At 35.0% G+C, this 25,143-nt stretch carries 22 protein-coding genes; 10 read left to right on the forward strand and 12 right to left on the reverse strand.

The features are described 5' to 3' along the window. Position 1 precedes the first annotated feature (1 nt). Positions 2-3,523, reverse strand: coding sequence for a TraB/GumN family protein (locus KCG49_RS13020; RefSeq protein ID WP_218547095.1), 3,522 nt, complete (start codon positions 3,521-3,523; stop codon positions 2-4). Between the two features lie 339 nt (positions 3,524-3,862). On the opposite strand from KCG49_RS13020, the gene hemH reads away from it, so the two are divergent. The 7 genes from hemH to KCG49_RS13055 all read left to right on the forward strand — a co-directional run bounded on the left by hemH (position 3,863) and on the right by KCG49_RS13055 (position 13,952). Next, positions 3,863-4,903 carry a ferrochelatase gene (gene hemH, locus KCG49_RS13025; protein WP_218547096.1) on the forward strand — a complete coding sequence of 347 codons (1,041 nt, stop codon included), beginning with the start codon at positions 3,863-3,865 and terminating at the stop codon, positions 4,901-4,903. Then, entirely contained in the window at positions 4,903-6,258 is a 1,356-nt protein-coding gene (locus tag KCG49_RS13030; RefSeq protein ID WP_218547098.1) for an MATE family efflux transporter, read from the forward strand. Before hemH ends, KCG49_RS13030 begins: the two co-directional genes overlap by 1 nt. A gap of 47 nt (positions 6,259-6,305) precedes the next feature. Further along, entirely contained in the window at positions 6,306-9,389 is a 3,084-nt protein-coding gene (locus KCG49_RS13035) for a VPS10 domain-containing protein (protein ID WP_218547100.1), read from the forward strand. A gap of 106 nt (positions 9,390-9,495) precedes the next feature. Next, positions 9,496-10,044, forward strand: a complete 549-nt coding sequence (locus tag KCG49_RS13040; protein ID WP_218547102.1) for a CopD family protein — start codon at positions 9,496-9,498, stop codon at positions 10,042-10,044. Between the two features lie 153 nt (positions 10,045-10,197). Then, positions 10,198-11,664: a sensor histidine kinase gene (locus tag KCG49_RS13045; RefSeq protein WP_218547104.1), complete on the forward strand. Its 1,467-nt coding sequence runs from the start codon at positions 10,198-10,200 to the stop codon at positions 11,662-11,664. A gap of 67 nt (positions 11,665-11,731) precedes the next feature. Then, on the forward strand, positions 11,732-12,514 hold the full coding sequence (locus KCG49_RS13050; RefSeq protein ID WP_218547106.1) for an enoyl-CoA hydratase/isomerase family protein: 783 nt from the start codon (positions 11,732-11,734) through the stop codon (positions 12,512-12,514). A gap of 364 nt (positions 12,515-12,878) precedes the next feature. Continuing rightward, a complete protein-coding gene (locus KCG49_RS13055; RefSeq protein ID WP_218547108.1) occupies positions 12,879-13,952 on the forward strand; it encodes a PA0069 family radical SAM protein in 1,074 nt (357 codons plus the stop codon). A 66-nt stretch (positions 13,953-14,018) separates the two neighbouring features. On the opposite strand, the gene KCG49_RS13060 is transcribed toward KCG49_RS13055, so the two are convergent. Continuing rightward, positions 14,019-14,579: a T9SS type A sorting domain-containing protein gene (locus tag KCG49_RS13060; protein ID WP_218547110.1), complete on the reverse strand. Its 561-nt coding sequence runs from the start codon at positions 14,577-14,579 to the stop codon at positions 14,019-14,021. 212 nt (positions 14,580-14,791) lie between these two features. On the opposite strand from KCG49_RS13060, the gene KCG49_RS13065 reads away from it, so the two are divergent. Beyond that, positions 14,792-15,670 (forward strand): AraC family transcriptional regulator, encoded by an 879-nt coding sequence (locus KCG49_RS13065; protein WP_218547111.1) that lies wholly within the window; start codon positions 14,792-14,794, stop codon positions 15,668-15,670. 12 nt (positions 15,671-15,682) lie between these two features. Next, positions 15,683-15,856, forward strand: a complete 174-nt coding sequence (locus tag KCG49_RS13070; protein ID WP_218547112.1) for a hypothetical protein — start codon at positions 15,683-15,685, stop codon at positions 15,854-15,856. A 1-nt stretch (position 15,857) separates the two neighbouring features. Here KCG49_RS13070 and KCG49_RS13075 read toward each other — a convergent pair whose 3' ends face one another. The 4 genes from KCG49_RS13075 to KCG49_RS13090 form a co-directional block, all read right to left on the reverse strand. Next, a complete protein-coding gene (locus KCG49_RS13075) occupies positions 15,858-16,514 on the reverse strand; it encodes an HD domain-containing protein (RefSeq protein WP_218547113.1) in 657 nt (218 codons plus the stop codon). Further along, positions 16,511-17,248, reverse strand: coding sequence for a lysophospholipid acyltransferase family protein (locus KCG49_RS13080; RefSeq protein ID WP_218547182.1), 738 nt, complete (start codon positions 17,246-17,248; stop codon positions 16,511-16,513). The genes KCG49_RS13075 and KCG49_RS13080 overlap by 4 nt, the downstream gene beginning before the upstream one ends. Before the next feature lie 147 nt (positions 17,249-17,395). Beyond that, on the reverse strand, positions 17,396-17,806 hold the full coding sequence (locus KCG49_RS13085; RefSeq protein ID WP_218547114.1) for a BrxA/BrxB family bacilliredoxin: 411 nt from the start codon (positions 17,804-17,806) through the stop codon (positions 17,396-17,398). 134 nt (positions 17,807-17,940) lie between these two features. Next, positions 17,941-18,345 carry a hypothetical protein gene (locus KCG49_RS13090; protein WP_218547115.1) on the reverse strand — a complete coding sequence of 135 codons (405 nt, stop codon included), beginning with the start codon at positions 18,343-18,345 and terminating at the stop codon, positions 17,941-17,943. Between the two features lie 133 nt (positions 18,346-18,478). Between KCG49_RS13090 and KCG49_RS13095 the strand changes: the two genes are divergently transcribed. Continuing rightward, a complete protein-coding gene (locus KCG49_RS13095) occupies positions 18,479-19,273 on the forward strand; it encodes a molecular chaperone DjiA (protein WP_218547116.1) in 795 nt (264 codons plus the stop codon). 153 nt (positions 19,274-19,426) lie between these two features. Here the strand turns inward: KCG49_RS13095 and KCG49_RS13100 are convergent, their stop codons facing one another. From KCG49_RS13100 to KCG49_RS13125, 6 genes are all read right to left on the reverse strand, one after another. Continuing rightward, positions 19,427-20,587, reverse strand: a complete 1,161-nt coding sequence (locus KCG49_RS13100) for a metal ABC transporter permease (protein WP_218547117.1) — start codon at positions 20,585-20,587, stop codon at positions 19,427-19,429. Continuing rightward, entirely contained in the window at positions 20,580-21,707 is a 1,128-nt protein-coding gene (locus KCG49_RS13105) for a metal ABC transporter permease (RefSeq protein ID WP_218547118.1), read from the reverse strand. The genes KCG49_RS13100 and KCG49_RS13105 overlap by 8 nt, the downstream gene beginning before the upstream one ends. 26 nt (positions 21,708-21,733) lie before the next feature. After that, positions 21,734-22,471, reverse strand: coding sequence for a metal ABC transporter ATP-binding protein (locus KCG49_RS13110; RefSeq protein WP_218547119.1), 738 nt, complete (start codon positions 22,469-22,471; stop codon positions 21,734-21,736). A gap of 22 nt (positions 22,472-22,493) precedes the next feature. Then, complete coding sequence (locus tag KCG49_RS13115; protein WP_218547121.1) at positions 22,494-23,405, reverse strand: metal ABC transporter solute-binding protein, Zn/Mn family; 912 nt, start codon at positions 23,403-23,405, stop codon at positions 22,494-22,496. 69 nt (positions 23,406-23,474) lie between these two features. After that, positions 23,475-24,275, reverse strand: a complete 801-nt coding sequence (locus KCG49_RS13120; protein ID WP_218547122.1) for a transporter — start codon at positions 24,273-24,275, stop codon at positions 23,475-23,477. Then, positions 24,262-24,921 carry a metal-dependent transcriptional regulator gene (locus KCG49_RS13125; protein WP_218547123.1) on the reverse strand — a complete coding sequence of 220 codons (660 nt, stop codon included), beginning with the start codon at positions 24,919-24,921 and terminating at the stop codon, positions 24,262-24,264. The genes KCG49_RS13120 and KCG49_RS13125 overlap by 14 nt, the downstream gene beginning before the upstream one ends. Positions 24,922-25,143: the final 222 nt, after the last annotated feature.

Genomic DNA, 25,143 nt, shown 5'->3' on the forward strand with positions numbered 1-25,143 from the left:
TCTAATAATCATAATACCCATTATAACCACCTCTAGAGCTTGGAGTTACACGTTTACGATCCTTGTAAATGGCTAGGTTAATAATTTCTATGTATTGCTCTTCTAAGGTTTTGGTTTCATCTATTGTAGTGCCATAGTTTTCAGATATATCATAAAAATCTACAACCAATTGTTTTGGGTCTTTTGGTTTTATAAATGAGATGTAATGCAATATTTCAGATTTGCCAGAATAGTCATCATTCTTGTCAATTTTAAAGAAATACATTACGGCATCTTTACCTTTGTCCGTTTTAAAATTTCGCTTCATTAAAAAGGTAACGGAGTCTTTTTCTTTTTCGTAATTGGCTTGGGATAACAGTTTAGATTTGGCATACCGTTGTTGGCTGATATTAAGCGATTTTATGGTTTTTAATAGTTTGGCATCCTCTAAGGCTTCAAGAAGATAGTATTGGTTGTCTTCGTCTTCAATCAGTTTTTCCTTAAGTGAACTCGGAATAGCTTCCTTATTTTTAGTTAACAGAATATAGTACTTTACCAATGCCGATTTGTCTTCCACATTCAACATTTTCTCAAAGAAATCTTTAGCACTGCGCTCTTTTCTATAGGGAAAAATGAGGTTTACATAAGTCGATAAATCATCGGAATAAGTTCTGTATTTGTAAGTATCGTTGCTCAAGCTACGCTTTACTTCAATTTTACCATCGTTTATCAATTGGTTTTTGTACCTATTGTAGGTTTTGGTTTTTATATATCCGCTATCTTTTACCTTTGCCAGTAAGTCGTAAAGTGGTTGTTTGTACTCGTTAATAGTACTGTACTGAAGGATTTTGGGATATAGTGCAGCTTTTAACTCCAAAGAATCTTTAGTGTAATAATTATAAAAAATACTACCAACAGATGCTAAGGGTAAATCGCGTTCCATTAGGTCCAAAGCCAAATCATAGTTCTCTTTTTTATTGGAATCAAACAAACCTTCTAAGATCGAAGTCTGCGTTTGTGGATCGGAATAACTATCAAAATACAACTGCTTAATAAATGCTAAATTGTTCTTTAGGTCAATTTCAATAAGCTTTTCAACAAGGTGCGACTTAATGTTTAAACGTTCTTTTTTAAACTCAAAATCCTTTAAAACCGAAACAATATCCTTACTGTTATACGTTTTGAATTTAATGAGGTTATAAGCCTCTAAAATAATACTATCGTTTTCTTTTAAAGCTTTAAAGAACTGTCTGGTTTTATCTTTTAACACACTTTTACCCATTAAAGTGTCTATAGGTGTAAAGGTATCGTAGAATTCGGTTACAAATTTTGATGGACCACTTATGGAATCAATTAAAGTCTTCAATTCGAAAAGCACACCTTCTCTTAAGATATTCTTTACCATTACCTGCTTTGCACTCGCTGAATCTGTATAGGTAAAACTGTAATAGTAGGTGTCATCAGTTTTAGATTTTGTGCGGTTAGAGATATGAAATTTATTTTCTGGAGTGTAATAGCGTGAGCCGTAATTTACTTTACGCTCAATATCTTTCCATAAACTGTCCACATTATGATACATCTGCAAGTCATGAAATTTCACTCTAGAAACCTCTATCTGCTCATTGGATTTTGTAGCATAAGTTGTGGATTTTGTCTTTTCTTCGTAATCTTTAGCATCCTTATTATTGTAACTGCCATAACCATAGGGGTTTGGTATTGGAGCTTTGGCATTGGTCTGTACTGAAAAATGTAATGAAGTATCTACAACTTTTTTAAAACCAGTATAATCGGTTGTGTTAAATTTAAAGGATTTAAAGAAATTCGTTTTGTCTGTTTTATTCGTGCCAACATAACCTAACAGATAATAGCTTCCGTCCTTAACTATAGTTTTTAAATGAAGATTTTTGCCCGAGATTGAATCTAAAACTGCATAGGATTCATAGTTTTTATATGTGCCAGCCTTAAAACCTCCTTTTTCTTCTTTAAGCTTATAGGTTTTGTAAAGTGCATGGTGAAAATATTTAGCTTCAAAACTGTCTTCTTCTATATAATTTAAATCATGAAGCACAGCCTCTTGCACAAAATAATAGGCATCATTTTTATAACCTTCTATTAGTTTTTTACCACTATTGTACATATTGCTGGTAACATAATATTCAGGGAAATTAACCTGAAATTTTTTGTTTGGAGACACAAATAAGGTATTGTCATCCGAAGGTTTCTTCAGTGTTATAGAGTTGAAAATTTTTTCTTCGTGCTGTAACACAAAATCACTGCGACCAGCAAATTTTATAATAATGATTTCCAAAGGTGTTTGATAAATATGATACTTCTGAAATTCCCCTTTTTTTGTTTTGTTAACAATGCTAAGTCCTGGATATGGGTTGGTCAATTTTTCTTTTCTTATAATATCGCCCGGGATATCCTCATAGAGTAAATCATCGATTTCCTTTAAAGTAATATGCTCTTTTTCGTTAGGTAAATAGGTAAAACGACTAATTCTATTAACCGTTAAATATGCCCCATTGGTCATATCTGGATCTAGATAGTATTTCTGTCCGCCATAGGAAAACTCTCTGAGTTCATCATAAGTGTTCAGGCCTAAAAAACCATCAGGTGTATTGTGCATTTTTAGTGTTGGCGCTACAAAAAGACTATCGAGTTTTGTTTTTTCGTTTTTGCTGAAATCAGTTTGTTTAGAAGTTAAAGCCTTTACAGTATAACCTCTATCCCTTAGCATATTAATCATGCCTTGATTTCCTGGTAAATGTGCTGCGCCAACACCAGCAAATACAGACTTTTTTGGCATAAGTTCAACTAAGGAATTAACCATGTTTTCATTACGAATAAAGAGCATGTTCTCTCTGTAAAACTCAGTATTAACTCCAGCACCAATAGAATCCAAAAGATCTAAGTTTCTATCGCGGTATAAATTTTCTTGAATGAGATATGGGTTTTCCTTGGCATACAGTTTCTGAATCCAAGGATCTAAATCTTTCTTGTTGGCGTTATAGGCTGCTTTTGTGGTTAAATAGCGCGACTCTGCCAAATCTTCTAATCCATAAATATCCTTACCGTTTTTCTTTCCAGCTTGATAAATAAACATATCCAAGTAGGTTTCCTCTTCAAAATTATCTGCAGCATTATTTTTTCTGTACAAGTACGCATTAACAGCTCCGTTATCCATTCTAACAGATGCTCTTACGGCCATTTCCTCAGGATGCGTTAGTTTAAAGAGATTGGTGTAAAAGTCGTTTCTGTAATTATTATAACGACCCATTTCATTTAACATCATATCATAGTTAAAACCTGGCCATGTTACAGGGTCAGATTCTAGAGCAACACAGTCACTTTCGTTTAAAGCTTTATAGAATACATCATCTAAGCGAAAAGCCACCTTTTTGCTTACATGCATGGTTCCGTAGAGATACGATGGTTTTTCAAGACCATTCCCAGTGATTTCCCAAAGCAAGCTTTGGTACTTTTGTTGGGAAAAACCTATTATTGAAATTGTGAATATAAAGGCCGTAAGAATTTTTCTCATTATATGTTCCGTGAAAATGGAATGTCTTTTAATTAAACATCGGGACTCGTAAAGATATTTAATTCCCTGAAACAGCCATAGTCAATCCTTAAAACTCGTTTAAAAACTAATATTTTAGATGTTTTATCTTAAATATTAACGTCGAAAAGTTAAAATATTTCATGATAACAGTATTAATAATTCCTATTGTAGCTAATTAATGATATTGTAAATAGAGTTGTATTTTTGCTTATGAAAACCCATTATGGGTATTTGACCTGCAATCGCATACATTGGTAGATTTAACTACATTCTAAAACGACAGACGATTGCAATAATTTAATAGGTTAAAAATAAAGCATGAAAAGAGGAATACTGCTAGTAAATTTAGGCTCACCAGATAGTCCAAATCCAAAAGATGTTAAAAGGTATTTAGGTGAATTTTTAATGGACGAAAGAGTCATTGATGTCCCTCTTTGGGCTCGGAATCTTTTAGTAAAAGGAATTATTCTAAACACCAGACCTAAGGCCTCTGCAAAGGCCTACAAAAAGATATGGTGGGATGAAGGTTCGCCTTTAATTGTACTTTCAGAAAGGCTACAGGAGAAAGTTCAAGAACTGGTAGACTACCCTGTGGCTTTAGCCATGCGCTATGGTAGTATGGCCATTAAAAATGGGCTACAGGAATTGGTAGATAAAGGTTGTACCGAAATAAAGACCATTCCGCTTTATCCACAATTTGCCATGGCGACAACCGAAACAATTGATGTAAAGGTAGATGAACTGGTCGCTGAATATTTCCCTCAGTTAAAAATCACAAGAACCCCAGCATTTTACCATCGTGAAGATTATATTAACGTACTTTCAAAAAGTATAGCTGAAAAACTCGATGGTTTGGATTACGAACATATCCTTTTTAGTTACCATGGTGTTCCCGAAAGGCACATCCGTAAAAGTGATATTACCAATGGTAATTGTAAGATGAATGGTAAATGTTGCTTTAAAAAAGGGAGTCCACAGCATGAATTTTGCTATCGTCATCAATGCGAAATTACGACTGTGAATGTGGCGAAAAAGTTAGGCTTAAAAAATGGGACATACTCTACTACATTTCAATCTAGACTTGGTTTCGATCCATGGTTAAAACCTTATACAGACCGAACTATTGAACGCATGGGGAAAGCAGGCACTAAGAAAATGGCCATTGTTACACCAGCGTTTGTTAGCGATTGTTTAGAAACACTAGAAGAAATTGCCATGGAGGGGGAGGAAATCTTTCACGAAGTAGGTGGGGAAGAATTTACGGTCATTCCTTGCCTAAACGATCGTGAAGATTTTGCTCAAGTCCTTGCAAATATGGTAGAGGAATGGGCAACTACTAAAAAACCCTTAACCGTTTAATGGCTAAGGTATCAACACAAGATTTAGGACAAGAATCCATAGGAAAATTATTGATCCGCCAAGCAGTTCCTGCGTCAATTGGTATTTTGGTGATGTCACTAAATATTTTGGTTGATACCATTTTTGTTGGAAATTGGATAGGGCCAACGGCTATAGCAGCCATCAATGTTGTATTACCAGTGTCATTTTTTATTGCCGCATTGGGTATGGCCATTGGTGTTGGTGGCTCATCAATTATTTCGAGAGCATTAGGTGCAAACAACCAATTGAAAGCCTGTAAGACGTTTGGCAATCAGATTACATTAACCGCTTTTATTACCGTAATATTTGTCGTTTTTGGGTTGTGGTTTATAAATGATCTTATTCCTGCCTTTGGTGGTAAGGGAGATATTTTTGAACCCGCTAAGATATATTATAGAATCGTATTGTATGGAGTGCCGATTTTAGCTCTTTGTATGATGGGAAACACCGTTATACGAGCAGAAGGTAAGCCCAAATTCGCCATGTATGCTATGATGTTTCCTTCCGTTGGAAACTTAGTTTTGGATGTGCTGTTTATAAAAGTTTTTGACTTCGGAATGGCAGGAGCAGCTTGGGCAACAACAGGATCTTATATCTTATGTTTTTTATTTATTCTTTGGTTCTTTTTGTCTAAGAATTCAGAATTAAAAATAAATATTAAACACTTTGGATTGGATTTGCCTATTGTAAAAGAAATAGGTTCATTGGGTTTTGTAACCTTGGCCAGGCAAGCTATTGTTAGTGTGACGTATTTACTTATGAACAATATTTTGTTCGATTTGGGAGGTGAAACTTCTGTTACGGCTTATGCTATTGTAGTGCGAATGCTCATGTTTGCGTTGTTTCCTGTTTATGGTATTACACAAGGCTTTTTACCAATTGCAGGCTTTAATTACGGAGCAGAAAAATATAAAAGAGTTCGGGAAACCATTATGACGGCCATTAAGTATGGTATTTTATTAGCAGCTATCATATTTGTGTTTTTAATGATTTTTCCAGATGCCATTACACGATTATTTACACAAGATGCCGAGGTGCTTAAAGAAACCCCACCAGCCATGCGTTGGGTGTTTGCTGCAACTCCAATAATAGGTATACAGTTAATCGGTGCTGCATACTTTCAAGCTATTGGTAAAGCGATTCCAGCTTTACTATTAACTTTGTCAAGGCAAGGTTTTTTCTTTATTCCATTAATTTTAATTCTGCCAAAATATTATGGCGCTTTAGGAGTTTGGATGGCATTTCCGATTTCTGATGTATTGGCAACGCTTGTAACCGTTTTCTTTTTGCATCGCGAGGTAAAGTTAAATTTGTTGCCTAAGGAGACAGAATAATTTTTAATCCGTAATTTTAGGATTCTATAATCAACCACTAATTCATTATGAAATTCCTATCTGCTGTAGTAATATTGCTGTCAATCTTCACATTTAATATTGAAGCGCAAAACTTTCAAGAATCTGATTATGGCGCTCTAGAATATAGATTACTCGGCCCTTTTAGAGGCGGACGAAGTGCAGCAGTTACAGGTATACCAAATCAGCCAAATTTATACTATTTTGGATCTACTGGTGGTGGCATTTGGAAAACTACAAATGGAGGTCGCCAATGGGAGAATATCTCTGATGGTTATTTTGGTGGCAGTATAGGTTCTATTGCAGTTTCTAAAAGTGACCCGAATGTAATTTATGTTGGCGGAGGAGAAAAAACAGTAAGAGGAAATGTATCTTCTGGTTACGGTATCTGGAAAAGTGTTGATGCTGGAAAAACTTGGCTGGAATTGGGATTAAAAAACTCACGACATGTGCCAAGAATAGCAATTCATCCAACCAATCACAATATCGTTTATGCTGGTGTGATGGGTAATATTTACAAGCCTACAGAAGAACGCGGAGTGTATAAAAGTACGGATGGTGGGAAAACTTGGAAAAAGACCTTGTTCTCTAATAAGTATGCTGGTGTTGTAGATTTAATTATGGATCCAACCAATCCAAGGATTTTATACGCCTCTACTTGGCGTGTACAACGCACCCCATACAGTTTAAGTTCTGGAGGTGAAGGTTCAGCACTTTGGAAGAGTACAGATAGTGGTGAAACTTGGGCGGAAATTTCAACTCAAAAAGGATTTCCTGAAGGTATATTAGGAATTATTGGAGTCACTGTTTCACCTGTAAATAATCAACGTGTTTGGGCTATTGTAGAAAATAAAGATAAAGGTGGTTTATACCGAAGTGAAGACGGAGGTGAAACATGGGCTCAAGTCAATAGTGAACGAAAATTACGCCAACGTGCGTGGTATTACACACGTGTTTATGCAGATACAGAAGACGTTGATAAAGTCTATGTGTTGAATGTGCGCTACCATAAGAGTACAGATGGCGGAAAGACGTTTAGCACGCACAATGCACCACACGGTGACCACCACGATTTATGGATTGCACCAGAAAACCCAAATAGAATGATTATTGGTGGTGATGGCGGAGCACAAGTTACCTATGATGGAGGTGAAACTTGGAGTACCTATCATAATCAGCCCACATCGCAGTTTTATCGTGTCACCACCGATAATGCATTTCCATATCGTATTTATGTAGCACAGCAAGATAATTCTACAATTAGAATACCACACCGTACAGATGGTTGGTCTATTGGAGAAGACGATTGGGAGTCTACCGCTGGAGGAGAATCTGCTCACATTGCTATAGATCCAGAAGACAACGATATAGTCTATGGAGGAAGTTATGACGGCTTTTTAACCAGAGTAAACCATAAGACAGGAACTGTAAGAGCTATAAATGTATGGCCAGATAATCCAATGGGGCACGGTGCTGAAGGCATGAAATATCGTTTTCAATGGAATTTTCCAATTATATTTTCAAAACATAACCCCAATCGCCTGTACACTTTTTCACAGCATGTTCACGTTACAGAAAATGAAGGGCAATCTTGGAAGATCATCAGTCCGGATTTAACACGGAATGATCCTGAAAAGCTAAAATCTTCGGGCGGACCAATTACCCAAGATAATACTTCTGTAGAGTATTACTGTACCATTTTTGCTGCTCAAGAATCGTCACTAAAGGAAGGTTTGCTTTGGGTGGGAAGCGATGATGGTTTAATCCATGTGACACAAGATGCTGGAAAAACTTGGAATAATGTAACGCCCAAAGGTATGCCGGAATGGATGATGATTAATAGTATTGAACCAAGCGCATTTGATGCCGGAACTTGTTATGTTGCTGGCACAAAATACAAAACAGGAGACTTTACGCCTTACCTCTATAAAACGACAGATTACGGTAAAACTTGGAAAAAAATTACCAATGGAATTAATGAAGAACACTTCACAAGAGTTTTAAGAGAAGACCCAAAGCGAAAGGGATTATTATATGCGGGAACAGAAACAGGGATGTATATTTCTTTTAATGACGGAAAAGATTGGAAACCATTTCAGCTAAATTTACCGATTGTTCCAATAACGGACTTAGCCATTAAAGACAATAATTTAATTGTAGCTACACAAGGACGAAGTCTTTGGATGATAGATGATTTAACAGTTATCCATCAATTATATGACATGGATTTAAGTAAAAACGTATTATTTAAACCCAAAGACACCTACAGAATGCGTGGCAGTAGTAATAAAGGAAGTAAGACCAGAGGAACAAACCACCACAATGGCGTTATAACCTACTTTAATTTGAAAGATTATAAGGAAAATGACAGCGTGGCACTCACTTATTTTAATACAAAAGGAGATACGATAAAAACCTTTTCAACCAAGGATAAAAAAAATAAACTAGAAGTTAAAAAAGGCGCTAATCAGTTTGTTTGGAATATGACTTACGATGGTGCTGAGCGATTGGAAGGTATGATTTTGTGGTGGGCGAGTTTACAAGGGCCAAAAGCAATACCAGGACAATATAAAGTTAGTCTAAATGTTAACGGTGAAGAACAGTCGCAATCGTTTACAATTCTTACAGATCCAAGAGCAGAAGGCACGTTAGCGGATATGCAAAAACAATTTAAATTTATTAAGGATGTGAATGAAACAATGGATAAAGCGCATAAATCCATAAAGAAGATTAGAAATATTAATGCGCAATTAGGTGCTTTTCAAAAGCAATATAAAGATGATGAGAACGTAAAAGATTTAGTTGAAAAAGCAAAAGTCTTGGAAGAACAATTGTCCAATATCGAAAAGGAACTATACCAAACTAAAAATAGAAGTGGTCAAGATCCGTTAAACTTTCCAATTAAATTAACCAACAAATTAGGCCATTTAAATTCCTTGGTAAGTATGGGGGATTTTGCACCAACTGAGCAAGATATTGTTGTAAAGAATGAGCTAACCGCTAAAATTGAAAAACAACTATCTGCATTTAATTCAATCTTGAATGATGAGGTTAAAGCTTTCAATGCAGCATTTAATTTAAAGAATTTGAATTATTTGTTTGTTGAGGATTGATTCGTCCTCTATTAAAGTAAAATGAATGAAAACCTTACTTTTGTTGTTCAAAATTATAGCTTATATTAAGAAATCGGGATGAGATTCCTGTTTTCGCAGGAATAAAATGGAATACTACAATTACATAAAATCCCTACACCTTATTTTTGTGATCACATGGTTTGCTGGTCTATTTTACATTCCGAGATTGTTTGTATATCAAATAGAAGCTTTTCATAAACCATCACCAGAAAAAGAAATTTTAGGAAAGCAGTTAAAGCTTATGGCAAAACGCTTGTGGTTTATTATCACTTGGCCTTCTGCTGTGCTAGCCACAGTTTTTGCAATTTGGCTTATGGTGCTTCAGCCCTTTTGGTTAGAACAAGGCTGGATGCACGTAAAATTAACCTTTGTTGTCCTACTCTTTATATATCATTACAGAACGCATGTGTATTATAAACAACTTCAAAAAGACGAAGTAAAAGTTACATCAAACTTTATGCGTATCTGGAATGAAGGAGCCACATTCATTCTGTTTGCAGTGGTATTTCTGGTCATTTTAAAGAATGCTATTAATTGGGTTTTTGGTGTCATAGGTATTGTGGTCTTGGGAATTTTAATTATGCTTGGCTTTAAGCTTTATAAAAATATACGCTCCAAAAATCCTGAAGCGTAGAAAAGCACCAATTCTCAGATTCTAAATTTTATAAGCTCTAGAATTTTGGTTTTAATATTTGGAATTTACAAGCACTGTCTTTGGAGTGATTATTGTTATATTTAAAATCTCAATTCAAAGTTAAAGATACCACGATTAAGGTGTGGCAATTCTATGAAAATTAAACGACTGTCTTTAAGAGCTCGAATATTTGTAGCCATGATACTTTTGGTATTATTGGCTTCAATTTTAATTGCTGCAGTTACCATTTACCAGTACAACGAAGAAGCCAGAGATTATCATAGACAGCGCTTAGAGCGAAAAGAAAAAGCCATTCGAAAGAGTATTAATCTGGTTATTAGGGAAAAGACGACATATCCTGTAACCACAGAAAATATCCCTCTTATTTTTAAAGAAGAGATTTTTGATATTGATGCTGTTCACAACCTCCAAGTTAATCTTTACGATCTTGAGGGTCAACTATTAATAAGTTCTAAACGTACCATTCAGCGTGATACCACCGAGAGCTGTTTAGAAGCAGAGGTTTTAAATCAACTATCAAATACCGCTGAGCATCGTTACGTGATTAAAAAAGAGGAAAATGGTCAAACGTTTCAGTCCTCTTATTCCTATATAACAGATAAGAAATTTAAAAACTTAGCTATTCTTAATCTACCTTATTTAGAAAACGATGATTTTCTAAACAAAGAGCTAAATGAGTTTTTGCTGCGTTTAGGTTACGCCTATTTAGCAATGATTTTGGCTGCCATTGTATTTGCGTACTTTATCTCAAAATTCATTACTAAATCACTTAAAACCATTAGTGATAAAATGAATGAAACACGATTAGAAAAACGTAACAAAAAAATACAAATAGAATCCTCTAGTGAAGAGATTGAAACGCTTGTTAACTCGTATAATAGTATGATAGACGAGCTCGAAGCGAGTGCTGTGAAACTGGCTACAAGCGAACGCGAACAAGCGTGGAGAGAGATGGCAAAACAAGTGGCTCATGAGATTAAAAACCCGCTTACACCAATGCGATTGAGTGTGCAGAGTTTTCAGCGAAAATTTAATCCAGAGGATGAGAATATTCATCAAAAAGTAGACGAGTATAGTAACACCTTAATTCAGCAAATCGATACGATGAGTTCTATTGCTTCGGCATTTTCTAACTTTGCAAAGATGCCGGCACAAAAAAGTGAAGTTTTAGATGTTGTGCATATTGTAAAGTTGGCCTTAGATATTTTTAATGAACATTATATAACTTTTGAAGCTGAAGAGGAAGAAATCATAGCTAAATTTGATAGAACGCAATTAATAAGGGTTGTTACCAACCTTGTTAAAAATGGCATCCAAGCTATATCAGAAAATTCTAAAAATCCAAGGATCAATGTTAAGGTTTTTAGTGAGGATAGGAATGTAAAAGTTACGATAGAGGATAATGGTTCTGGTATTTCTGAAGAAAATAGCGCTAAAGTTTTTGAACCAAAATTCACAACTAAAACCAGCGGAATGGGATTAGGGTTAGCAATGGTAAAAAACATTGTGGAAACTTATAACGGAAGTATTACCTTTGTCTCTCAACAAGGAAAGGGAACTATTTTTACAGTGACTTTTCCCAAGGAACAAAAACGATAATGTCTTACTGAGCTTGCCTTTGTCTGTAGACAGAAGCAGCCGAAGTGCTTTTAAAATCATATTCTCAATGTCTTATAACAATATTCTCTCAGAATACCAAAACGGAATCACAACCATCACCATTAACAGACCAAAAAAGTTAAATGCTTTAAACACAGAGACCATCCAAGAATTGCACGACGCTTTTGATGAAGCTAATAACGATACGGATACCAAAGTCATTATCCTAACCGGAAGTGGAGAAAAGGCCTTTGTCGCAGGTGCCGATATTAGTGAGTTTGCAGATTTTGATGTCAATGAAGGCACAAAGTTAGCAGCTCAAGGTCAAGAATTATTATTTGATTTTGTAGAAAATTTAAGTACGCCTGTCATAGCCGCCGTAAATGGATTTGCTTTGGGTGGCGGATTGGAATTAGCAATGTCTTGCCATTTTAGAGTAGCAAGTACAAATGCCAGAATGGGCTTACCAGAAACCTCTTTAGGGGTTATTCCGGGTTACGGGGGTACACAACGTTTACCACAGCTAGTTGGTAAAGGTAGAGCTATGGAAATGGTTATGACTGCTGGTATGATTGATGCTAGCCAAGCTTTAAACTATGGTTTAGTCAATCATGTTGTTGAGCAAGAGGAATTGTTACCACTTTGCGAAAAAATAGCAGGTAAGATTATGAAGAATTCTTCGGTTGCCATTGGTAAAGCTATAAAAGCCATTAATGCCAATTATAAGGATGGCAAGGATGGCTATAATGTTGAAATTAAACAATTCGGTGAGTGCTTTGGCACAGAAGATTTTACTGAAGGTACTTCTGCGTTTTTAGAAAAGCGTAAGGCTGATTTTCCTGGGAGATAAGCTTTACACAGTATCTAATTTAGTAGGCCTTTCGTCTACAAGCATATGCAATAAATAGAATGGGCTTAGCATTATAAAGGTTACAAGTAAAATTGGGCTAAGAAGTATTAATATAATATATTTCCTTTTCATGATTCTTTTTTATACAAATTTCAACATATTTCAAGTTACTGAAAACAAGTATTTTAACGAATTACTGTTGAATATTAACATTTTTAAGGCTGATTAATCAGATTCTTTTCGAGATTAATATATTCTTACATAATTTGTGGATAACCCAATTTGTTATTAACATATTTGAGAGTAAATAATAGGTAACTTTAGTGTCCTACTTTTTTAAGTTTCACTTTTTAATTATCCATTTATGAGCTCTAAATCTATTATTAGGGGACGTGGCGCCCAACGCAATATTCACAACCGTTTTTTTGAATTATCGCACGAAATGCGAGATGATTTTTTAGAGTTTTGCGAAAAAGAGGGAGAGATTGCTGATAAAAACAAGACACAATACCTCAATGTGTTTCCTAAAACCATAGTCAACAAAGTAACGAGTCCAGACGTTGGTATGGCATATTCCATGAATATGTATCAAGGGTGTGAACATGGTTGTATTTACTGTTATGCACGCAATAGTCATGAGTTTTGGGGCTATGGTGCTGGGTTAGATTTTGAAAGACGAATCTTAGTCAAGAAAACTGCTCCCCAACTTTTAGAAACTTTGTTGAAAAAGAAAAGTTGGAAAGCGCATCCAATTGTTATGTCTGGTAATACCGATTGTTATCAACCAGCGGAGCAAAAGTTTCAGCTCACCAGAAAGTGTCTTGAAGTATTTTTAAAATATAAACATCCGACAGCAATTATCACTAAAAATGCTTTGATTTTGAGAGATTTAGATTTACTCAAGGCATTGGCAGAAGATAATTTAATTTCAGTTAATGTTTCAATAACATCGCTTTCTGAAGATACAAGACGAATATTAGAACCAAGGACAGCTACGATAAAAAGAAGATTAAAAGTTGTGGAAGAACTAAGTGCTAAAGGAATTCCTGTTAATGTAATGTTGGCACCGATAATTCCTTCAATTAATAGTCATGAAATTTTGCCAATGGCCAAGACCGTTTCAGAAGCAGGGGCTTTAAGTATTGCACATACTATTGTTAGACTTAACGGAGCCATCGGTGAAATTTTTACAGATTGGATAAGAAAAACGATGCCAGATAGAGCAGATAAGGTTTTACATCAGATTGGAAGTTGCCATGGGGGCACCTTAAATGAAAGTCGATTTGGGGTAAGAATGAGAGGTGAAGGGCAAATAGCAAAACAAATCAATGACTTGGTTAAGTTGGCAAGACTTAAATATTTTAAGGGCAAAGCAATGCCAAAGCTAAACACAACACTGCATGAGCAATATAAAGATGGACAGATGAAATTATTTTAGATAAAAAGTGGGCTACGAAAAGCCCACTCTTTATCTAAAAAAATAACTAATTACATAAACAATAACTTATAGACTAAAGTTTTTAACGTACACTCTGTCATTGGTTTTTATAACCGCACTATAATTACCTCGATGAGTTTTATCTAATCTGTAAACTCTGTTTATGATATTTTCACGACCTTCAACTGTTTCAGTATGAATTAATTCATCTTCAAAGTAAAGTTTTACGTCCATTTTATTAGAGTCTAAAGCTATTTTAGAAACGATAAGTTGACCATCTTCAGTTCTAATAACAGGTTTAAAAATCTTTTCTTGAGAATCTGCTATAAGTGCAACTCCATTGTTCTTTACTTTAATGTTTAAGGTCTCGATTTCAAAAGCTTTACCTATTTCAACCTTGTAAATACCATCTTTTAATTGACTAAAGTCAAAAAATTTTGTGATATAGCCTGTGTGCTTAATACGACCGCTGAAAATCAATTCACCAGAGGCATTAGTTACAGATATATTGTCTCCCGCATTTACCAATTTAGTTGTAGGTAATACGTTTAATGTCTCACTTGCGTAGCCTGTGTATGTTCCTAACATCACTGCTACTACCAAAATACTTTTAATAATTGTTTTCATTCTTTATCATTTTTTGGGGTTAAACTAAATTAACAGTACAAAGGTATTTTATAACCTAGGAGTAGAAAACAAGAATATTGGTATATATATGTTCAAAATTAACCTCAATATAGTATTGATTGTATTATTGAGTTAAAATAGCACACATTGATGATAATTGGGCATAGTTTTTGCTCTTCAATTACAATTAAATTTGCATTAACTACATGGTTATGAACAAAACAAAGAGAAAACCCACTTTAGAGAAAATAAGTCCTGAGTTTGGGAGCTCTATGCGTGTTATAAAGCACGAAGCATATATTGGAGAGAACAAACCTTTCTGGCATTTTCACCCAGAAATAGAGTTGGTTTATGTTAATAAAGGAAAAGGGAAACGCCATATCGGAAACCATTTATCATACTTTAACAACAGTCAATTATTACTTATTGGGTCTAATTTACCTCACAACGGATTTACCGATCGTCTTACTGTCAATGGTACAGAAACTGTAGTTCAATTTAGACAAGAGTTTTTAGGAGAGTATTTTTTCAATGTTCCAGAAATGGAAAGCATCAATAATTTATTTGAACGCGCCAAAAGTGGTATCTTATTTGGTGTTAAGACGAAAAAGAAGATAGGACAAAAAATTGAAAAGCTTTCAGAAAAAGAAGGTTTTAAAAAAATATTGGTATTGCTCGAAATTTTACACGGGCTTGCAAAATCTGAAGATTACACCATTTTAAATGCCGATGGTTTTACTTTTGAAACTGAACCACAAGATAGTGCTAAGATTGATTTAATTTTTAAGCACATTAATCAAAATTTTCAAGAGCATATCAGTTTAGATGAAATCGCAGATAAGGTGAGTATGACAGTTCCTGCATTTTGCCGCTATTTTAAAAAGGTAACAGGTAAGACCTTTACCAAATTAGTTAACGAATATCGTGTGGTCCATGCTACCAAGCTATTATCTGAAAGCCAAATGAGTATCACAGATATATGTTACGAATGTGGGTTTAATAATTTTTCTCATTTCAATAAACTATTTAAGGAATTTACAGGTAAGAGTGCTTCAAAATATAGAAGTGAGCTGAAACTAATGGTGCAATAAATTTCAAAAATTATGGGTAAGAAAATTGATAGTGCAATAGACTATTACACAACTAAAGGTAAAGAAATCTTAAGCTTGGTAAATTCCAAAGCAGATTTAACGGCTGACGAACTTATAAAATGTGGTGAGGAAATGGCTGTTATAGAATACAAATTAACAGCCTTAGAAATAGCTAAGGAAAACTGATTTATCTTTCACTTTCCCACTCAGCATAAAACTGATTAAGGTATTGCTCCATAAAAGCATGGCGTTTTTCAGCGATTCGCTTTCCTGTTTTAGTATTCATTTGGTCTTTTAATAACAATAGCTTTTCGTAGAAATGATTTATTGTTGGTGCTTTTGCAGCTTTATATTCGGTTTTTGTCATGTTGAGTTTTGGTGGAATATCTGGATTGTATAAAGGTCTGTTTTTAAATCCACCATAATTAAAGCAACGTGCTATGCCAATGGCACCAATGGCATCTAAGCGATCGGCATCTTGCACAATTTCCATTTCTTTTGATGTAAAAGACGTGTTTAAATCAAATGAGTTTTTAAAAGACATGTTTTCAATAATCAGAGTCACATGTTCTATAATTTTACTGTCCACATTTTGTTTTAAGAGAAACTCGCTTGCTTTTTGAGGTGCAATACTCTCATCACCATTATAGAATTTAGGATCGGCAATGTCGTGCAGTAAAGCAGCTAATGCGACAACGGTATTATCTGCGTTTTCATTTTTTGCAATGGCTAATGTATTCTTATAAGCACGCTCAATATGAAACCAATCGTGCCCACCTTCAGCACCTTTTAATTCCTCCTTTACAAAGGCAATTGTAGATTCTATAAGTGCTTTGTTGTTCATACTTCAATGCTACTGTTTACCTGCGCTTCAATTAGACTTATCAATTCTAATTTATCTTCGTATATATTAGCTTTTAGAGGCTTATGAACAGTATAGGAGATATTTGCTCCCAGTCCCATTGGGAATTTTCCATAACGCAATGTTTTCCATGAATTATTAATAGTAATAGGAACCACCAACGCGTTTGGCGCATGCTTTATCATAGTCAGCAAGCCTTTGGTTTTAAAAGGTTTAGGCTTGCCGTCTCTACTCCTTGTGCCTTCGGGAAAAATAACAGCAGCCCACTTATTTTTTTCAATGCGCTTGGCAAAACTCTCAATAGCTTTTATGGAGCCGACAGGATCTTTTCTGTCTATAAGAACAGATCCTCCATGGCGTAAGTTATAGGATACGCTCGGTATACCCTTACCCAATTCTTTTTTACTAATAAATTTTACATGATGCTTTCTCAAATACCAAATTAGAGGTGGAATGTCGTACATACTCTGGTGATTGGTAACAATTATAAGCGGGATACCTTTTTCTATGGTATAAGGGTTGGTAAAAGAAAATGTAGTGCCTAAAACGTTAAGGCTTCGCATTATAAAAAACTGCAGCCAGTCTACACTAATTTTATGGGCTTGGTAACCAAATAGATTTTTACAAAGCCACTGTATAGGATGAAAAATCACTAAGGTTAGACCAAAGCAGATAAAATATAAAACGGTAAGTGGATAAGCCAAAAATTTCATGATGGTGTAAAAATAAAAAAACTGTCACATTGAGCGTTGTCAAGAAACCTTTTAGTTTCAAAAAGACATTTCGACTACGTTCAATGTGACAGTAAGTATAATTTAATAATTCGAAGCTTCTATGCTTTTAGGCTTCAAATTTGTGTTTTCCTAGCAATGCTCGTTATAAGCATCCATTAAGTTTTCTGCTATTAATTCTGCAGGACGACCTTCAATATGGTGACGCTCTAACATATGAACCAATTCTCCATCTTTAAATAAAGCCATACTTGGCGAGCTAGGTGGAAAAGGAATCATGTGTTCTCTGGCTTTGTCCGTTGCTTCTCTATCTACGCCTGCAAAAACAGTCACTAAATTACTAGGATGTTTTGCATTTTGTAAACTCATACGAGCTCCTGGTCTAGCGTTTGCTGCTGCACAACCACAAACCGAATTAACAACCACTAAAGTCGTTCCCTCTTTTGCTAAGGCAGCATCAACAGCTTCTGCTGTATGTAATTCTTCAAAACCTACGTTGGTTAAGTCTTCACGCATTGGTTTTACTAATTCTGCTGGATACATATTCTAATCTTTTTAATTACCTATTTTGAAATGCAAAGATAATGAAAAATACTAGCGTGAACGTTAGAATTTGGTTGGTAGAATGAATTGCACTATTTCGATTTTCTATGTTAAAAAAACATATAATAGTGACTCTATTTATTAAAAGTGAGTAAGAAGCCATCTGCTGCAATACCTTCATCTAATATCAACTGCAGATTTTCAAAGGTAGTAATATCTAGGGTTAAATTTTCAACAGTTAACGTTTGAATGTCGTTGGTTGAATCTAAAACATAGTCGTAAGTACCTGTAGCTAAGCCATCAAAAACAACAAATTCTACATTTAAATTGGAAACGATGACCTGAGATGTTTCGGTATTAAAAGTCCAAGTAATTAGGCCAGCATCATAATCGTCGTCCAACCCCATTAATCTACCAGAAACATTAACTAAAGACCAAGAGCCGTTAAGTGTTGGATCGTTGTTTTGTTGAGCATCGTCATCATTGTTACAACTTAGTGTAACCAATATTAAGATCAAAATGTAAAATTTAGACTTCATTAGCGTTATAGTATTGATTATATATTGTAAGATGCGGTTTAGTACAAAAGGTTATGCGATAAACGTAACAAAATACATTTTCATCTTACTAACAAATAGTATATTTGGTTTTTACTTTAAATAACGATAATACATGAGTTTTGCTAAATGGATAGGTGGTGCTATTGGTTGGTCTTTTGGAGGGCCTATTGGAGCTATCATTGGAATTGCATTAGGAAGTTTTGTAGATAATTTATCGGGCAACGGATCACCATTGTTGGGAGAACGCCAAACAGGAAGATCACACCAGCGCGATCCTTACCGAAAACGCCCAAAGCAAAGCCGAAAAGACCAAAAACCCAAAACGCAATCTGGTGATTTTGAAGTAAGCTTATTAATTTTAGCTTCTATTATAATTAAAGCCGATGGCAAACAAGATCAACGCGAATTGGATTTTGTACGTCAACAGTTTAGAAATATGTATGGTGCCGAACGTGCCAACCACGCTTTTGAGTTGTTTAAACGCATTAGCAAACAAAATGTATCCATGCGCAAGGTTTGTATGCAGATACGACAAATGATGGATCATGCATCACGACTGCAACTATTACACTTTTTGTTTGGTATTGCCAAAGCAGATGGCCATGTGGCTGATGTAGAAATTAAACAAATCTATACCATGTCTGGTTATTTGGGCATTAGCAATAAAGATTTTGAAAGTATAAAGGCCATGTTCTATGATATGACCAATAATGCTTATAAAATTCTAGAAATTGATAAAACCGTTTCTGATGATGAAGTAAAGCGTGCCTACAGAAAAATGGCAAAAAAATATCATCCCGATCGTGTTGGGCATTTAGGTAAGGAGCACCAAGAAGGAGCGGAAGAAAAGTTTAGACAGGTTCAAAGTGCTTATGAGCATATTCAGAAAGAACGTGGGTTTAAGTGATTAGGATTTAGTCACGATTAGAAATAGCGTAAGGAGGATTCTTAATATTTTACCTAATAGAAAGACTAATAATCAATATGATTTTGATGAAATCCCAATAAATGAATATACCTTTCAGAAGAAACGTGGTGACCGAAGAATCTTAAAATCGGCTTATCCTCTAAACAAAAAGAAATCATCTTTCATATCTTCAATTTGTGCATCTTCGTTGGTAATGATATAGTCAATGGCTTTTGAGGTAAATTCATCACCCTTTTCAGTAAGAGAAACGATATTATTCTCAATGGTAATCATATTGTTTTTCTGAGCTAGATCTAATACCGTTTTAGAGCGTACTTTTTGCCAATTAATATGCTCGTTGAGGTGTTTTACATGACGTTCTGAAATTTCATCATGATTTTTTAGGTGCAACAAAAATGTTAGCAATGATACTTCGGTGCGTTGTTGTTTTTCTCTATACAACACGGCAATGATCCCTTTTGTAGGAGCAAACAAGTATACTATTAAAAATACAATACCAAGCACCGTGGTTATTGAGCCAGCAATAGAAGCATCTAGCCAGTGCGCTACCCAATACCCCAAAAGGGCACTAAAAATTCCAAAACCAATGGATAAAGTCAACATTTTTTTTAAATCTTTGGTCAAAAGATAGGCGGCAGCGGCAGGAGCAATCATTAACGCTACAACCAAAATAGCACCAACGGCATCAAAAGCACCAACTGTAGTTACGGAGGATACAGACATTAAACCATAGTGTATAATTGCAGGCGAAAACCCTAAAGAAGCTGCTAAACCTTTGTCAAAAGTGCTCACTTTTAATTCTTTAAAAAAAGTAAATAGCAAGGTAATTGTAATAAACAAAATGGTTCCCACTATCCAAAGGGATTTAGGGCCAAGGTCTGTTCCGTCAATAATCAATCTGTCAAATGGTGCAAAAGCCAATTCGCCAAGAAGAACAGCATCCACATCGAGATGTACATCATCGGCATTTTTAGCAATCATTATGACTCCAATACTAAACAAGGCCGGAAATACTAGACCAATGGCTGTATCTTCTTTAACTAATCCCGTTTTTTGTATGTATTCAACAAGAACGACAGTAATGATTCCTGTTAAGGCTGCCAATAAAATGAGTAATGGGGAATTTAAATCGTGAGTGATGAGAAAACCAACTACAATTCCTGGTAAGATTGAATGGCTAATAGCATCACTAATCATTGCCATTTTCCGAAGCACTAAAAATGTTCCAGGAATGGCGCAAGCAACTGCGACCAAACTCGCTATTAATTGTATTTCTAACTGTGCGCTATTCATCTTCAATACTTTGTTTTGTATATAAATTGGCAGCGGTTTTAAAACCAGTCTTTGTTAAGCTCCACATATTTCCATTCAATTCTACGTAATTTTTATCCACCAATTTTTGAAGCGTACTTTTGGTGTAACCTTGAAAATTGTTTAAAAGTCTAATAGCATGCGGATGCGAAATATCTTCGTGCGTTTCCGCGATGTTGTGCATAAAGGCCAATGTTTTATGTAGTTGTAAATCGCGTCTATTTTTAATAAATCGAATTTGCTTAAATAATAATCCTCGACTAGGTGAAAAAATAAAGGAAAACACCACAAATACCCCAGCCACAAGAACAATAACAGGTCCTGTGGATAAGTTATTTTGGCTTGCACTAATTGCAGTACCAAACACACCGGAAAATGCGCCAAAAACTGCTGCTAAAAACACCATTTTTGCTAAGCTATTAGTCCATTGTCGTGCAGCAGCGGCAGGAGCTAAAAGCATAGCGCTCATTAAAACAACTCCTACAGTTTGTAAACCCAACACAATAGCCAATACAATAAAACTGGTAATGAGAATATCTATAGTTTTGGTATTAAACCCAAGTGTTTTGGTGTAATCGGCATCAAATAGAAGAATTTTGAATTCTTTCCAGAAGAAAAGTAACACTATTAAACAAATACTGGCAACAATAGCCATTAACCACACATCACTCTCAACCAAAGTTGCCGCTTGCCCAAATAAGTATTTATCTAAACCTGCCTGATTAGCATTGGGTTGTTTTTGAATAAAGGTTAGCAATAGCATTCCAAAACCAAAAAAGAGTGATAAGATAAGTCCCAATGCTGTATCGGATTTTAAATGGGTTTTGGTTATAATACCTCTAATCCAAAACGTACCAATAAGCCCACTAACTAATGCGCCAACTAAAAGCGTATTAGTGTCTTTAGCTCCAGTAATTAAAAAAGCAATGGCAATTCCAGGAAGTGCAGCATGGGAAATGGCATCACCTAATAAGCTTTGTTTTCTAAGCACTGCAAAACTACCGAGCATTCCACAAACTGCTCCAAGTATTGCTGTACCAAGCGTAATGGTTCTTAGTGTGTAGTCCGTAAAAACGAGTTGTATGTATTCTGTTATGTCCATAATTTCTGCAAAAGCAGTAATGATAGTTACTCCTGTATACTCACCTTGTAATTAATACCGTAAGTCTTAGTTAAATTATCATCATTAAAAATATCCTTTACTGGTCCGGTCGCAATCTTTTTTACATTTAAGAACGTCACCCAATCAAAATATTCTGGAACGGTTTGCAGGTCATGATGAACAACAATTACAGTCTTACCAGCTTTACGTAATTCTTTTAAAATATTGATAATAGCAATCTCAGTCGTGGCGTCTACACCTTGAAAAGGTTCATCCATAAAATATATAGACGCATTTTGAACCAAAGCTCTTGCTAAAAACACACGTTGTTGCTGACCACCAGAAAGCTGGCTTATTTGCCTGTTTTTAAAAGGAAGCATACCTACTTTTTCGAGTGCTTCTAAAGCAGCTTTCTTTTCTTTTTGCCCAGGACGTTTTATCCAGCCCAAACTACCATAAGTTCCCATTTTAACGACATCCAAAGCGGTAGTGGGAAAATCCCAGTCTACACTTCCCTTTTGAGGCACATAAGCGACAAGCTGCCGCTGTTTTTCATAGGGCTTACCGTATATGGTTACACTACCAGCTATGGGTTTTAAAATGCCTAAAATAGCTTTTATAAGTGTGGATTTACCAGCACCGTTAGGACCGACAATAGCCATTAAAACACCTTCTGGGATTTCTAAATCGATATCCCAAAGCACAGGTTTGTAGTTGTAAGCTACGGTTAAATCGTCAATTTTTACGGCTGTTTTTTGTTTCATAAGTTTAGGATGACAGTGAATGTCACTTCAAAGCATTAACAATAGTATTCACATTATACTCATACATTCCGATATAAGTTCCTTCAATCGTACCCGTATTTCCTAGCGCATCAGAATACAAAGTGCCACCAATTTCTACGTTATGGCCTTTTGATTTTACAGCAGCCTGTAAAGCTTCAATTGTTCGTTTAGGAACTGAGCTTTCTACGAAAATAGCTTTGATTTGTTTTTCAATAATAAAGGAGGCCAATTTTTGTACATCTAGTACGCCTGCTTCTGTTGCTGTCGATAACCCTTGTAAACCCACAACTTCAAAGTTATGGGATTCTCCAAAATAGTTGAACGCATCATGTGCAGTTACTAATATTCTTTTTTCCTTAGGAAGTACATCAATTACTGATTTTACTTTAGCTTGAAGTGCATCTAACTTGGCAATGTACTTATCTTTGTTTTGCTCAAATGCCAATGTGTTTTCAGGATTTTTTTTAGATAGAACAGAAGTAACTTTTTCGGCAAACTGCTTAAAATAGTTAATGTTAAACCAAACATGCGGATCGTAATTCGATGCAAAATAGTCTGAGCCGATCAAGCCCTTTTTATCGAGTTCGTCGGCCAATGCTATTGGTGTTTTAGCTTGATTACCCATTTTTTCGAACACTTCAACAAGTTTGCCCTCTAAGTGCAAACCATTGTAAAATATGATATCTGCATTGACCAGTTTAGATACATCTCCTTCGCTAGCTTTATATAAATGAGGATCGACACCGCTTCCCATAAGACCTTCAACATTTACGATATTGCCTCCTATGTTTTTAACTAAATCAGTTATCATAGTTGTTGTGGTAACAACATTTAATTTACCGTTAGTTTTTGTTTCATTTTCACAACAAAAAGTAGTTAATAGTATCAGTAATATTGCGACTTGTTTTTTCATTTGAGCTTTTTTTTAATTTCTAATACATTTTGACTGTACTTAAGGCAACACACTTAGTCTTAATTTTTATTATTTATTTTTTCTTATCCTGTAACTAACTCCCATTCCTAATAATAAATCTTGGCCTTCGGTTATGCTTGTACCTACATAAGCATCTAACTGTAAATCATTGGAGACCAAATAAGTCATACCAGCATCCCAATAATGATTTGCTGAGTTATCTTCAGGGAAATCACCATATAATTCAGCATACATTCCAAATTTATCTGATATACTATACCCATAAGCCAAAGTGTAAATCGCTGTAGCTTCAGGGGAATCATTTCCCCATTCTGCTCCAATATTATAGCCTAAACTTGATTTTTCACTAAGGGTATGCGATAACGATAATCTAAAATCTACACCTGTATACTCTGGTCTGTAATCTGCAGATGCACTAAACACAGGGAATACATGACCAATAAGTGCAATCTCTGGCATGCAGCCCTTTTCCTCGGCAATGTCAATTTTCATACCAAGTAATAACGGTGATAGACCACTGGTAACATTATCTAATTTGTTGCCATTGACTTTTGTAACTCCTTCTACAAAGTCCCAACCCAGACGCAACTCTACATTATCTAAAATTCCATATCGAATCAACATTGTGTTGAAGGTATAGTTTTCGAATCTTATATTGTTCTCTTCAAAGGATTCGTACAATCCTCCGGTTTCAAATTGTAAAATACCTTTACCAACTGTAGATGAGGCTTCGGTGGCATCTGGTCTATCAGTAACAAGTGGGGCCACACTTTCTCCATCTTGAGAAAAGGAAAGTAATGTAGATGCTAACATTGTGATACTTAATATTAGTTTTTTAGTTAATTTCATTGACATAGATTAAGGTTGTAAAGTCTTCGTTTAATAAAATAGTGTTGTTTTCGACTGAAAGTTCAGTCATTTTGTTGTTTTTGAATTGCTTTGACACTTTAATTTCGTGGCCATATTTAAGCTTTTGTTTGGCACAGAATTCAAAAAATTCTTTATCGTCGCTTGTAAGCCGCGATATAATGTAGGTTTTATTCTCTTCAGCATTTGAAAGTGGAATCGACGTATCAGTGGTTGTGATTTCTCCATTAGCATTCGGAATTGGATCACCGTGAGGGTCAAACTTAGGATGGCCAAGGTACTCGCTTATTTTTTCAGCTAATAGGTCTGAGGTTTGGTGCTCCAATAGTTCTGCCTCTTTATGAATATCATGAAGTGACATGTCGAACATTTTAAATAAAAAAGCTTCCCAAAGACGATGCTTTCTAACAATATTAATAGCCATTTTTCTACCTTTATCAGTAAGCTGTAATTCTTGGTATTTTTCGTAATGCAATAAGTCTTTTGTGGCCAATTTTTTTGCCATATCTGTTGCAGCTGCACTAGAAATCCCCAATTTTTTTGCAATATTGCCAGGTTTTGTATCTCTAGCATCATGTGAGTTATTATTGTATATAGCCTTTACAAAGTTTTCGATAGCAATTGACATTTTTAATAGCTTTAATTAATTTTTAAGTTAACTTAAAAAGTTTTCAAATGTAGCTAAAATATTTAAAATATGTCACATTAAATAATTATTCTGGTCTTTATGCTATATATTATCTGAGCTTGGTTAATATTTTTATTTAATTGATTATCATAATTTTGTATATATAATATATGTTATTTAAAATTAGTTCATTAATAATTGAACTCAGATATATTGGTAAAT

Source organism: Winogradskyella luteola, assembly GCF_019203985.1.
In the GTDB taxonomy this organism is placed as follows: domain Bacteria; phylum Bacteroidota; class Bacteroidia; order Flavobacteriales; family Flavobacteriaceae; genus Winogradskyella; species Winogradskyella luteola.